Consider the following 13191-nt stretch of genomic DNA (forward strand, 5'->3'; position numbering starts at 1 on the left):
ATATAAGTAGCAGTGATTGAACTTTTACGACGCTTTATTTTATTTTAATTAAAACGTCTAATGTTTCGTCATTATTAAATTTGCTTTGATAATTTATATTATCCAAAGCGAGTTGTGTTGCTTGCTATTTATGATGACCTCATGACGTGAATAATTTTATAATCATTAAAATGGATACAGTTTTATGAATTTAGTGAAACCGTCTGTTGTTATCATGGCAGCAGCCCTTCAACTCGCGTCTTCTGCTTATGCTCAGACAAATAATGACGAAGAACTACAAGATATGTCTGACCCACTTGCGGTTTACACCCAAGCGGGCTTTGGTATTACTGACAAAGGCGCGAACATCAAAATCGGTCAAACTTACCAATCTAGCCAGCCTGGCACTATGGCGATGAACATCATCGAAATGAAAGGCATTGGTGGTGAGCTATTTGGCATTCGCGACAATGACGATCCAATGTATGCCAATGTTGATGACAGCATTGACTCTTTCCGACTACGTAATTTCCAAGTAGAAGTCGCAAAAGGTCTAGGCCGTCAATTGGATGTAAATTACGACGTTGATAACGATAAATTAGATGCATCTTATAGCTTTATTCAAGGCCTACCTAAGTTTGGCATGTTGCAGTTATTTCCTTTGGCTGGTGCGGGTGTCACTATTGCTAATGATTTTAGTGGTGATGATGATAAAGGTTATGAAATTCCAGGAACTTTCACCGTTGTCGGTATGTACTCAAAAATTGAATTAACCGATAAAATCTGGATTAACTACAACCCAATGTATATGCATACATTATCAGGGTCTAGTCAATATAAAGATACTTATTACGCGGGTGAAGATAATATCTTAACTCATGAGTTTGCGTTGTCTTATCAAGTTAATCCTCGCGCTAATATTCGTTACTTTGCAAACTGGAATGAGCACGTTAATTTCGGTGATGGTGATCACCGTATCGAATTTAACTACCAATTCTAACTCCCTCGTTTATTTCCAGAATAGAAAGTGTGTTTATCCATATATTTAAATATTTAGGCTAGGGCACTTTCTACATAAAGTAGGTTTATCATGAAAGCCAAATATAAATTTGCGTTGGTATCTATTGCTATATCTTCTGCATTACTATCAGGATGCAAAACTGGCGATATCGCAACGAAAACTGCCCAAGCACCCTCTGTTGAAACCGTTACCCTAACCGAAACAAAAATCACTCCTTATCATACTTTTATCGGTCGAACTGAAGCAGTAAATGACGTTGATATTATGCCTCGAGTCGGTGGCGAATTAACCGCGATTCATTTTAAAGATGGCGATATGGTCGAAAAAGGCCAATTGCTGTTTGAAATCGACGACCGTCCTTACAGGGCGGCACTGGCGTATGCAAAAGCGTCGTTGCAAAAAGCAAAAGCACAACTCGTTCAAACTACGCGTGATGCAGAACGTGTGAAGAAACTCATCAAAGATAAAAGCATCAGTGAGCAGCAATACGATGACGCCATTGCTGCGCACGCCGCAGCGATTGCTTCGGTAGAAGAGGCGAAAGCGACGCTGGTTTCAGCAAGGCTCGATCTTGAATTTAGCTCTGTGCGTGCTCCTTTCTCTGGCCGCGTGGGTTTCAGCAACTTCCGAGTGGGTGACCGTATTTCGAAAATTCAACTCGTTCCTCTTGTTTCGATCACTCAAATTGACCCAATTCGCTTTGGCTTTGATGTGGATGAGAAGCTCTACCGCCGAGTAAGAAGTGCCATTGATGTGGCTCATCGTAACGATGACAAACTGGATGTTGATTTAACACTGACGCTTTCAGACGGTTCATTGTATCCGCTTGATGGCAAGATCTACGCCGTTGGCAACAAGATCGATTTAGAAACAGGCTCAATTCGAGCAGAAGCACAATTTGATAACCCAACTTACGCGCTTATGCCGGGTGAATATGGCAACTTGACCATCAAGCTGCGCAACAAAACCATTGATGGTTTGCTTATCCCATCGGCGGCTGTTCAGCAAGATCAAGCGGGTGACTACGTCATGGTGGTTGGTGATGATCACGTGGTGTCTCGTCGTAACGTTGAACTCGGTCAGACCTACGGTGTGAAACGTGCTGTGCTGACTGGCTTGGCGGCTAACGAAAAAGTCATCGTCAATGGTCTACAAAAAGTGCGTCCGGGTGCAACGGTGAAAGACGTTGAACTACAGAGTGAACAAGGCTGAGTGAGTACTGATGTTAAGTAAATTTTTCATTCACCGGCCGAAGTTTGCTTTGGTGATCTCACTGGCGATGACATTGATGGGTATGATCGCCCTGAAAGTCTTGCCAATTTCTGAGTATCCTCAAATCTCTCCGACGGTAATTACGGTGAGCACCATGTATCCGGGTGCAAACGCGAACGTGGTTAAAAAGACGGTTGCACAGCCGATAGAAGCCAAAGTCAACGGCGTTGAAGACATGATTTACATGTCTTCTGTGATTGGTAACGATGGCTCATACACACTACGTATCTATTTTCGAGTGGGCGCAGATGGCGATATGGCGCAAGTTCGTGTGAACAACTTGGTGGCGCAAGCGACGTCTTCTCTCCCACAAGAAGTAAACCAAATCGGTGTGACGGTTAAGAAGAAATCTTCTGACATGTTGGGCGTTATTACACTGCGTTCCCCGAAACAGTCTCACGATAGTATCTACCTCTCTAACTATGCGGATCTCAATATTGTTGAGCGTTTAAAACGTATCGAAGGTATGAGTGACATTACGCTGCTGGGTAAGAAAGACTACTCAATGCGTATTTGGTTGAACCCAAATAAACTGGCCACCTTGAAGCTTTCCGCTAGTGATGTTATAGGCGCAATTAAAACGCAAAACATCCAAGTGGCGGCGGGTAAGATCGGTGGTATGCCAGCTCCGGGTGACCAGCAATATCAATATGTTTTGCAAACCAAAGGCCGCCTTACTTCTGCGGAAGAGTTCGAGAACATCATCATCCGTGCGAGCAAGAAAGGTTCTTTGATTCGCTTGAAAGATGTGGCTCGTGTCGAAGTTGGCGCACAAGGTTACGAAGCTGATGGTCGTATGAATAACGAACCAGCCGCCGTTCTGGCCTTGTACCAGTTGCCGACAGCGAACGCGCTAGACGTGATGGAACGCGTGAAAGAGGCCATGAAAGAGTACGAGAAATCGTTCCCAGATGATTTGGTCTACGACATCGCGTATGACTCTACCGAATACGTAGAGACGTCTATTGATGAAGTGTACGAGACACTGGTGATTGCGGTACTTCTTGTCACCTTCGTTGTGTACGTTTTCTTGCAGAACTGGCGAGCGACCATCATTCCAACCTTAGCGATTCCGGTTTCCATCATTGCGACGTTCGCAATCATGGGCGTGATGGGCATGACCATTAACACCATCTCGTTGTTTGGCTTGATCCTCGCCATCGGTATCGTGGTGGACGATGCGATCATCGTGGTGGAGAACGTGGAGCGGGTTATCCATGAAGAGCATTTAGATCCGATTCCGGCCACGATCCAAGCCATGAAAGAAGTGACGGGTCCTGTATTGGCAACAACGCTTATTTTGTTGGCGGTGTTCGTACCGGTTGCGCTATTGCCGGGTATTTCTGGTCGAATGTTCAACCAGTTCGCGGTCACCATCTGTGTGTCGGTGCTGATCTCTGCGATCAACGCATTAACGTTAACGCCAGCGCTTTGTGCGTTGATGTTGAAATCAACTCACTCACAACCTATTGCGCCTTTGCGTGCGTTTAACCGAGGTTTTGAAGCAATAACGCGCAAATACCAAGGTTTAGTTGGCTTCTTGAGCCGTCGTATTGTGCTGAGTATCGGTGTGTATGGCGCGCTTATTGCGGTGCTGGCATTTGCGTTCATGACCGTACCTTCTTCTTTCGTACCAAACGAAGATAAAGGCGTGTTCATGGTCGAAATGCGTTTGCCAGACGCAGCAGCATTGCAGCGTACTGCACCATTAATGAAGAAGTACGTTGATGAGCTAAAACAGATGGAAGGTGTGGAGAACGTGGTTTCGGTTGCGGGCTTCTCGGTAATTAACATGGCGTCGATTCCAAACTCGGGCATGTTGATCATCAAACTGGATAACTGGAGCAAACGTAAAGACCCTGAGTTACACCAACGCGCATTGATGAATAAAGTTAACCAAATGCTGAACTCAACGCCAGATGCCGCTTCGTTCGTTTTCGCGACGCCGGCAATCAAAGGCATGGGTGCGGTAGATGGTTTTAACCTTGTGCTGCAGGACAACTTGGGCCGCTCTCCACAAGAGTTGGCAAAAACAACCGCTGATTTTGTTGCCCAAATCAACCAACTGCCTGAAGTGGCACGTGCGTTCTCGATTTTCCGTGCGAACATTCCGCAACGTTACATCGATATTGATCGCGATAAAGCGATTTCGATGGGCGTACCGTTGAATGAAATCTTCAGCACACTGCAAGCACAGTTGGGCGGTGCCTACATTTCTGACTTCAACTTGTTTGGTCGTTCGTACCAAGTGAAAGTGCAAGCAGAAGAGCAATACCGTGACAACATCGACGACATCAACCATCTGTTTGTTCGCTCAAGCTCTGGAAAAATGGTGTCACTGGCAACGCTAGTGAAAGTGAAGCCGATCTTCGGCCCTGATACTTTGTCGAACTACAACATGTTCAGTTCTGCAACCGTGAACGGTGCGCCAGCGCCAGGCTACAGCTCGGGTGATGTTGTAAAAGCCATTGAAAAACTGGCTGCAGAATCTTTGCCAAGTGGTTACTCGTACGAGTGGTCAGGCATGACTTACCAAGAGATGAAAGCAGGCAACATGGCACCAATCGCGTTCGCACTGTCTTTGCTGTTCACCTACTTGTTCTTGGTGGCTCAGTACGAAAGTTGGACTATTCCTGCTGCGGTAATGATGGCGGTTCCAGTCGCGATTCTCGGCGCTATGGGCACGCTACTGCTGGTGGGACAACCGTTCGATTTGTACGTGCAGATTGGTGTGGTCATCTTGATCGGTATGTCCGCCAAAGTGGCGATTCTTATCGTGGAATTTGCCAAAGTTCTGCGAGAAGAAAAGGGCTTATCCATCATTGATGCTGCCAAAGAAGCTGCTCGAATCCGTTTCCGAGCAGTACAGATGACCGCATTCGCCTTCATCTGGGGGGTATTCCCGTTGGTGATTGCATCGGGTGCTGGTGCGGCATCTCGTCACTCACTGGGCTTTGCGGTATTCGGCGGCATGATTCTCTCTACGTTTGTAGGCACGTTACTGACGCCAGTGTTCTTCGTGATGATGCAATCTCTGCGCGAGAAGTTTAAGCGAAAGAAACCCACTGAAATTGAGGTGAGTGAGCAACAACGCTGATTTCAACTGACTCCACAACACCCCCACGCTGTGTGCGATTGGCCAATGCCTTGCATTGATATACAACCACCGTCGCAGCGTGGGTTCCCCAAACAATAATAGGTTTAGTATGAAAAATCTTTCAAAAATCGTCGTAGCGAGCTCTCTACTGACGTGTGCTGCTGCGCAAGCGGGTGGGTTATACCTTTACGAAACCACAGCATCGGATATTGGTTTGGCATCCGCTGGTATGGCGGCTCGTGCGCAAGATGCCTCAGTAATGGCAGCAAACCCGGCTGGTCTGGCGAATGTTTCTGGTAAATCTTTCTCTGGTAACCTGATTGGCCTTTACGGTGACGCGCAACTAGACACGATGACTGGCGATGCGGGCAACGTGATTGGTTTTGTTCCTATGGCGTCGGCATTTTACAGCCAACAAGTGAACGACAAATGGACGCTGGGTATTGGTTTATATGGCAACTACGGCCTTGGTCTCGAGTACGAAGGTCTTTTGGATAATCATTTAGATATTCCTACAGCAACGACACAAGCCTTGACCATTCAACCTTCCGCTTCTTACCGCATCAATGATCACTGGTCTGTGGGTGCGGCGCTTGGCATTCAGTACGGTATGTATGAAGTTGAAGCTGAAGGGACGTTGGCTAGCTCTGACATGCATAAAAAATACTTAGACGAAGACCAAGATACTCAAGTCAACGGCCGAGTAGGTGTGCTTTATGAGGCAACACCAGGCACGCGTCTTGGTCTGTCTTATTCTTCTGAAACCGAATTTGAATTCGACAATAGTAACTCCATTGCTCCGCAACAACTCATCTTCAGTGCTTACCATGAAGTGAATGATGACCTAGCGGTGATGTGGAATGTGAACTGGCAAGACTGGAGCGAATACACAACCACGCTGAACGTAGAGACACAAGACACTTACCAAATCGCATTGGGTACTCAGTACAAACTGAATGAAAAAATGATGTGGAATGCAGGTTTTGCATTCGATACCAGCATGTATGAGAGCCAATCAAACGGTGATATTACCGTTCCTACTGGCAAGGCGTACCGCATTGGTACAGGCATTGATTACACATTGGATTCAGAAAACTCAATTGGTTTCGCGTTTGAAGCGGTCTTGATGGAATCGTCAGAAACGCCAAGCTTACAAGCTGGCTTTGATGAGCCTGCTCTGTACTTCATGAGCATGAGCTACAACTGAAAAAACTAATCATTCCTAATCGCTAAAACGCCTTCCTTACAGGCCATTCTACCCTAACTACCTGCACTGGATGCCGTCACGCCATCTAAGGTAGTTAGGGCGCTTTTGTCACATCCAGTGAGTGATGATTCAAAAAGTATCTGCGCAGCTAAGTGCGGGTATTCAACATCTCAAAGGACTAAAAAATGAAAAATAAACTAGCGTTAGTGTGTACGACTTTGTTGGTCAGTACGCTGGCTCATGGTGCCGAGCACCGAGTAAAAGACAATAAAAACAAGTTGGCGGATGACCCAACAAAAGTCATTACGAAATTTGGCGCGTCGTACGCAAACAACTACGATTTTGATGATCAAAACATCTCATTCTCGGGCTCACTTGCGCTTGACCAAGCGCGCAAAATTAACCTGCGTATCAATGATGATGCGAGCGAGTGGCGTATTGGTGGCTCGTGGCTGTTTCCGGTCGGTATCGTGAACTTCAACTTCGGTAAAAATGAATACGTAAACGGCGCGGATCAAACCAACTACAGCGTTGGTACCTTTATGCCGCTAAGTTATTTCGGGATTGAGCCAGCAGGCTTCCAAATTTTCCCAATGGCAGGCTATACGTATAACACTGGTGATGTTCCTGTTTGTGACGGTGCAGAAAGTAGCCACTGTAGCGAGCCTAACTTTACAGGCACTCCAAGTGCAGAGAATGGCTTCAATATGATGAGCTCTTCAGGCAGCAGCGGCTACGTTGGTGCATTTGCGCTGAAATCGTTTACCAAAGAACTGACGTTAATCAGCTTCGCAGCAGGCACTTACGGCTCAGAAAACAGTGAAGGGGAGAACTACAAAGGCTTCTTTGGTGGTATCGGCCTTGGTTATCTCGTGAATAAACGTCACTCGTTTAACGTAATGACGTTTGCCATGGACAACAATACGTATTTAGATGAGGCAGATAGGCGCGTCGCATTATCTTACCAATATCAATTTGAGTAAATTGAAAACGCAGCAACGATGGCTGCGTTTTTACTTTGATGGAATAAATTAGTGAATCGCGTTCTTTTCTTCGATCTTTTTCTGATATTGGTGTTTTAATATATACATACGCTTAACATCGCTATAGGCTCCGTTAATAAAGTATTCTTCTACTAAATGGCCTTCTTCAATAAAACCACATTTCTTATATAAATGAATAGCGACTTCATTATCCACAGCGACCAATAAGTATATTTTACGTAGATTAAGAATCGAGAAGGAGTAATCCAATGCACGATTAATCATCTCTGTCGCATAACCTCGTCCTTGATGCTCTGGGGCGATGATTATCTGAAACTCAGCGCTTCGGTGAATGTAGTTGATCTCAATAAGTTCGACCAATCCAATCACTATGCCGTCTTCATCTTCAACCACAAAGCGTCTTTCTGCGTCATCATGTATATGTTTTCGGTACAGTTCTTCGAGCTCATCATAAGATTCATAAGGCTCTTCGAACCAATAGGCCATGATATTTCGGTTGTTATTTAGTTCGTGAATAAAGCGCAAATCAGAGCGTTCTAGAGCACGCATTTTTAGGCCTTTCTTCATCATTTATCTCCAATGAGGCGGAGTAAACCTCCGCAACTGATGCTAGAAAATCTTAACGTATTTAACAAGAATAGCGCATCTGTTTTTGGGAAATATTGTGTTTTTTTCAATATGGAAACTTAAAGTTCACGCCAAATAAAAATTAATCTTTACGATAAAAAATTCGATTAGGTGGTTTGCCTAATATCATATTAAATACCGCGCAACGACTTAGTGTCTTAATCTAAATAAACAAGGTATTCAATATGTTTTCAATCGGTGACGTAGTAGTAGCGACTAAAGGTATCGATCTTGGCGAAATGGTTGTTACAGGTTTAAGCAGTGGCGGTTTTTACACACACGTAAAAGCAGGCGAGAAAACGCTAACTTACCCAGCTAAAGATCTTAAGAAAGCATAATTAAATTTGCTCACTCTTATTTCTAAACTGGCTTAAAGTTCGTATTACTTATTTTAGGCGGGTTAGAATTTATAAAAGGTAGCGCAACAAGTCGCTACCTTTTTTATCACTCTCTTTTCTAGTTTTCTTCTGTTTTATGAACCTCAACACGGTTTCTACCGGTTTCTACCGGTTTCTTTGGCTTTGTAAAGGGCTAAGTCGGCGCGTTTTACGAGTGGTTCAAACGAGTCATCCAAGCTACAGACTTGAGTTACACCAATACTAGCGGTAAAGCTCATATCACGACCTGAGTGTTGAATCGTCGTAGTTTCTAGCGCATTGCGAATCGTTTCTAATGTGTTTAGGGCTTCTTGCGATGAGCGGCTTCTTAGTACGATGGCAAACTCTTCACCGCCAACTCTGGCAAGTAAGTCACAGTCAAGTAGATGGCTTTGAATGGTGTTGACTGCATGGATCAGCGATTTATCGCCAGCGTCATGACCAAACCGATCATTAAGGCTCTTAAAGTTGTCTAAATCTAGAATAGCAACATGGAAGTCAATGCCTTGGGTGCGGTATTCATTCAGGCGGCTTTCGATTTGTCGCATGAATTCTCTGCGGTTTGGAATGCCAGTCAGGTCATCCGTTGTGGCAAGATGCTCCATTTTCATAATTTGTATATGAAGAGCAATGTTTAAAGCAATCCAGTTAGCAATGCACTGAAGCTGTGCCGCTTGTTCGTTTGTATAAGTGTGCGTTTGGTGATGTGCAACATTAAGCGTGCCCAAACAGACTTTACCGTGCATTAAAGGCGCATCCATACACGTCCCCATGCCATTGGATGCCAGCATCACACAATCGACCTCATCAGATTGAGTGACATCGTCACAGATCATCAGTTGTTGTTTTTTGAACACTCGGCCAACAAAAGCTCGGTGAATAGGTACCAAGAATTCAGCCGGAATCGCTTTATTACCAAAGAAAGAGTAGACCTTTAGATGATCATCATTTTCATAAAGCGTGATACTCGCGCGGTCGGAATTGAATATACGATTTATCCATTCTGCGACTGTATCGAGCACCTGCTGCAATGTTTCCGATTGAGCTAAAAAGTGAACAAACCCTATCGGCATACAGATCGGACTTTCCATGTTCTGCATCGATAAGTCATCAGGGTTAAAAGTTCTTTCAAGTCTCAATAGACGTCTCCTTGCGATGTTGCAAATACCGACAATAAGTTACACGAAGCTATTTTCAAGAAAAATGTGTTTCTACGTAAGATTATGGTTTATTTATCGCTATCTATGTGTGTTCAATTGCTTAATGTGGGCGTTAACTCACGCCTAAATGAATAAATGTTATACCTATTTATAAGTAAGTCATTACTCAATAAGGGGTGTTTTTGAGGTAGAACCAAAGAATAAGAAAGCCCTTCAGGGAAGAGAAGGGCAAAGAGGGTGAACTTAGGAAAGTAAATATGTAAGCAGTGAATTAATTATCTTTGTATTTCTGTAAAATCAACTGACTGATTTGCGCGATGAGCTGGTCTCTGGCTTGCAGTGATAGCTCGGTTTCTGTGACATAGATACTAATGTAAACAGGACGATGGTTTTCCTTCCATATGATTGCGTTAATACCACGCGAACCGTGACCACCCGCACCAGAGCGGTCGGCGATAGACCAACCTGTTGGTAATACTGAACGCATTAACGAGTCTGAAACCTTGTTGTCCTGCATCCAGATTTTTAATTGCACGCGAGACTCGTAAGACAACGTTTCTCCTTCAATCAAGGTTCGCAGAGTGTTTACCATGGCGTTAGGTGTGGTTGTGTCGCGGTTGTCTCCCGGTGTCGCTTCGTTCAAACGTGGTTCTAATCTATCTAGGCGCGTCGCTTTATCACCAATTGATCGCAAAAACATTGTCACGGCCTTAGGACCGCCGATTTCATTCAATACTAAGTTGGCAGCAGTATTATCACTCATCAACATCGCGGCTTCACAAGCGTGTTCTACGCGTGTGTTTTGGCCTGCGAGTTTGTCCATCACTGGAGACCACACAACGATGCTGCGCTCATCGACTTTCGCGGTCGCATTTTTACTTAGCTTACCGCTGTCCATATCACTTAGCATTGTGGCGCAAGCCAAGGTTTTGAATGTGCTCATGAGTGGGAAGCGTTCATCGCCGCGGTAATCCCAGCGCTCATCGGTTTGCGTATCCCAAACCGAGACCCCAACTCTGCTTGAGGTTTGTTGTTCGATGAGAGCAATGTCTTCATTCAGTTGGGAAGCGTAACTTAGGGTTGAGCAAACCATTAGCCCAGCCAACAAAAATAACTTTTTCATGCGTCGTGTTCTTCATTTTGGTTTTGGTTCGCACTGTGGCGATGTTACGCAAACTATAACGAGCGAATACTCTAACCACTGTTAAATCCATGTCGATTTTTTGTAGGATTCTGCGCAATACCTCCAAGTTTGTTATTGACCTTAAGTATATTGTGGGTTTACTCAACTTTACGAATATTGACGTTGCATTACGCTAGAAAAACTAAACTAGAGTTGTCGCCAATTTGAGAGTGATGTTCATGAAAACTGTACGAAATTTTGTATGGATGATAGTTGCCGCCGTGTCTGTGTTGTGGTGGATGAGTGAACCGCAACTGCTGTCCTCGACCCAATTCTTCCAATGGCGCTCCGCGCTTATTCAATATTCTGGTGTTTTGTCGTTAGCTTTGATGTCTATTGCGATGGTGCTGGCGCTGCGCTTACCTGTGATAGAGCAATGGGTTCATGGTATGGACAAGGCATATCGAGTGCACAAGTGGCTAGGCATAGCAGGTGTCAGTTTGGGGGTGATCCATTGGCTTATGTATAAAGTGCCGAAGTGGCTCGTTGCTGCTGGTTGGTTGGAAAAACCACTAAAACACACTGGAGCAGGGCCATCGGGCAATAACTTCGTTGGTTTGGAGTTATGGGTTAAAGAACTGCGTGATGTAGGTTTGGATTTAGGTGAGTGGGGCTTTTATTTGTTATTGGCATTGCTGGTAGTGTCACACTGGACTGTTGTTAAATACAAACCGTTTAAGTTATCCCATCGCTTAATGGCTGTGGTGTATTTGATGGTTGCCTTGCATTCGGTCTTATTGATAAAGCATGCATACTGGGGCGATCCCATTCATTTTGTCGCTTTAGGTTTTGCATTGATGGGCTCTGCGGCTGCCACTTACAGCTTGTTCGGTTTTGTCGGGCGAGCGAACCGCTATCCAGCCAAAGTGGTGTCGACTCGCTACTTCCCTCAAGCGCGCGTGATGGAGCTGGTTTTGGCGCCAAGCAATAACGGTCAAGGAAAACCTTGGCAAGGGCACAAAGCAGGACAGTTTGCTTACGTTCGTTTTGGTAATGAAGATCCACATCCGTTTACGATTGTTTCAGGTGAGCACGATCCAGAGGTCCGTTTTTTGATCAAAGAGCTAGGCGATTTCACGACCAATTTGTACCAGCGCGTGAAAGCGGGCGATGAGGTTGTTGTTGAAGGGCCGTATGGACGTTTAGAGTTTGATGTCAACAAGCCGCAAGTTTGGATTGCTGGTGGTGTCGGGATAGCGTCGTTCTTTGCCATCTTATCTTCACTGAAAGCGTTAAAAATACATCCGCCAGTGCATTTGTTTTATTGCACACGTGGCTTAGATAGTCATTTAGTGGATGAACTGTGGAATGCCGCGCATCAGGCACAAGTGAAACTAAACGTGATAGATACTGCGGTTTCACCTCGACTTAATGTTGAACGAATTGCGAAGGAATGCGGCGACTTATCGCGTTATGAGTTTTATTTCTGTGGACCGGAGGTATTCTCTCGAACCCTGAAAAAAGAGTTAGAGGCATATCGTTTTGATACAGAACATCACTATCATGAAGAGCTGTTTGTGATGCGATAATCTAGTATTTGGATCGAAATAAAAAGGAGCTGAATCAGCTCCTTTTGTATGTACATTTAACGTCTATGAACCGTATGAATGCGTAAATCCGGTTTCACTACAGTTCCACTTTTTTGACCATGCCGGCTTCTGCATGTCCGGGGATATTACACGCGAACTCTACATTTTTATCGCCATGGAAGTGCCACAGGAGTTGTTTCGCTTTGCCTGGTTCAACAGTGACAGCATTGCCGGAGTCATGCATGTGATCGCCAGACATGGTTTTCATCATTTCACGGTGTTTAAGCTGTTCTTCTGCTGAGCCAATGGTAAATTCGTGATTGATTTTGCCTGTATTCATTACCACAAATTGAACCACATCATCCGGTTCTATTGTCACGTCTTTTTTGAATGTAATTTTCATATCATCCGTTAAGAGTACATGAACGACTTTGTCTGGTTTTGCGCCATTTGCAGGCATACCAACCGCTGACATGCCCGGCATGCTGCTCATACCAGAATGATCCATTTTACCGTGGTCCATTTTCCCATGATCCATCGGCATTTTATCCATGTTCATGGAACCGTGATCCATTTGACCATGCTCCATATTTTCGTGGTTCATGTTTGAGTTATCCATTTGAGCAAATACGCCACCCGATGCCATGGTTAGAGCAAGAGTGATAAGAGTCTTTTTCATGTTGATTTCCTTTACTATCAATGAGCTATCGCGCCATTACTCTCTGAATAATGGCG

11 protein-coding genes are annotated in these 13191 nt (G+C 44.7%); 7 read left to right on the forward strand and 4 right to left on the reverse strand.

Annotated features, from left to right (window positions below; genetic code table 11):
* The first annotated feature begins 184 nt into the window (after nt 1–184).
* From ACWYVB_RS06330 to ACWYVB_RS06350, 5 genes are all read left to right on the forward strand, one after another.
* The gene (locus ACWYVB_RS06330; RefSeq protein ID WP_074189885.1) at nt 185–979 is read left to right on the forward strand and encodes a hypothetical protein; all 795 of its coding nucleotides are present in this window, start codon (nt 185–187) and stop codon (nt 977–979) included.
* A gap of 90 nt (nt 980–1069) precedes the next feature.
* Nucleotides 1070–2212, forward strand: a complete 1143-nt coding sequence (gene vmeP / locus ACWYVB_RS06335; protein WP_301614282.1) for an efflux RND transporter periplasmic adaptor subunit VmeP — start codon at nt 1070–1072, stop codon at nt 2210–2212.
* Nucleotides 2213–2222: 10 nt separating this feature from the next.
* Complete coding sequence (gene vmeQ / locus ACWYVB_RS06340; RefSeq protein WP_457528385.1) at nt 2223–5369, forward strand: efflux RND transporter permease subunit VmeQ; 3147 nt, start codon at nt 2223–2225, stop codon at nt 5367–5369.
* Between the two features lie 109 nt (nt 5370–5478).
* The gene (locus ACWYVB_RS06345) at nt 5479–6576 is read left to right on the forward strand and encodes an OmpP1/FadL family transporter (protein ID WP_457528387.1); all 1098 of its coding nucleotides are present in this window, start codon (nt 5479–5481) and stop codon (nt 6574–6576) included.
* Nucleotides 6577–6761: 185 nt separating this feature from the next.
* Nucleotides 6762–7559 carry a hypothetical protein gene (locus tag ACWYVB_RS06350; RefSeq protein ID WP_367001014.1) on the forward strand — a complete coding sequence of 266 codons (798 nt, stop codon included), beginning with the start codon at nt 6762–6764 and terminating at the stop codon, nt 7557–7559.
* A gap of 48 nt (nt 7560–7607) precedes the next feature.
* Here the strand turns inward: ACWYVB_RS06350 and speG are convergent, their stop codons facing one another.
* Entirely contained in the window at nt 7608–8147 is a 540-nt protein-coding gene (gene speG, locus ACWYVB_RS06355; protein ID WP_041853120.1) for a spermidine N1-acetyltransferase, read from the reverse strand.
* A 245-nt stretch (nt 8148–8392) separates the two neighbouring features.
* Here speG and ACWYVB_RS06360 point away from each other — a divergent pair, with 245 nt between their 5' ends.
* Complete coding sequence (locus ACWYVB_RS06360; protein ID WP_005375418.1) at nt 8393–8545, forward strand: hypothetical protein; 153 nt, start codon at nt 8393–8395, stop codon at nt 8543–8545.
* Nucleotides 8546–8700: 155 nt separating this feature from the next.
* Here ACWYVB_RS06360 and ACWYVB_RS06365 read toward each other — a convergent pair whose 3' ends face one another.
* Together ACWYVB_RS06365 and blaCARB are read right to left on the reverse strand one after the other, a co-directional pair.
* A complete protein-coding gene (locus ACWYVB_RS06365; protein ID WP_457528389.1) occupies nt 8701–9723 on the reverse strand; it encodes a diguanylate cyclase in 1023 nt (340 codons plus the stop codon).
* 292 nt (nt 9724–10015) lie between these two features.
* The gene (blaCARB, locus tag ACWYVB_RS06370) at nt 10016–10867 is read right to left on the reverse strand and encodes a CARB family carbenicillin-hydrolyzing class A beta-lactamase (RefSeq protein ID WP_104970179.1); all 852 of its coding nucleotides are present in this window, start codon (nt 10865–10867) and stop codon (nt 10016–10018) included.
* A gap of 239 nt (nt 10868–11106) precedes the next feature.
* On the opposite strand from blaCARB, the gene ACWYVB_RS06375 reads away from it, so the two are divergent.
* The gene (locus tag ACWYVB_RS06375) at nt 11107–12456 is read left to right on the forward strand and encodes a ferredoxin reductase family protein (protein ID WP_258614160.1); all 1350 of its coding nucleotides are present in this window, start codon (nt 11107–11109) and stop codon (nt 12454–12456) included.
* Between the two features lie 97 nt (nt 12457–12553).
* Here ACWYVB_RS06375 and copI read toward each other — a convergent pair whose 3' ends face one another.
* On the reverse strand, nt 12554–13135 hold the full coding sequence (copI, locus tag ACWYVB_RS06380; RefSeq protein ID WP_258614157.1) for a copper-resistant cuproprotein CopI: 582 nt from the start codon (nt 13133–13135) through the stop codon (nt 12554–12556).
* Between the last annotated feature and the right edge of the window lie 56 nt (nt 13136–13191).

This window comes from Vibrio sp. JZG10 (genome assembly GCF_054064075.1).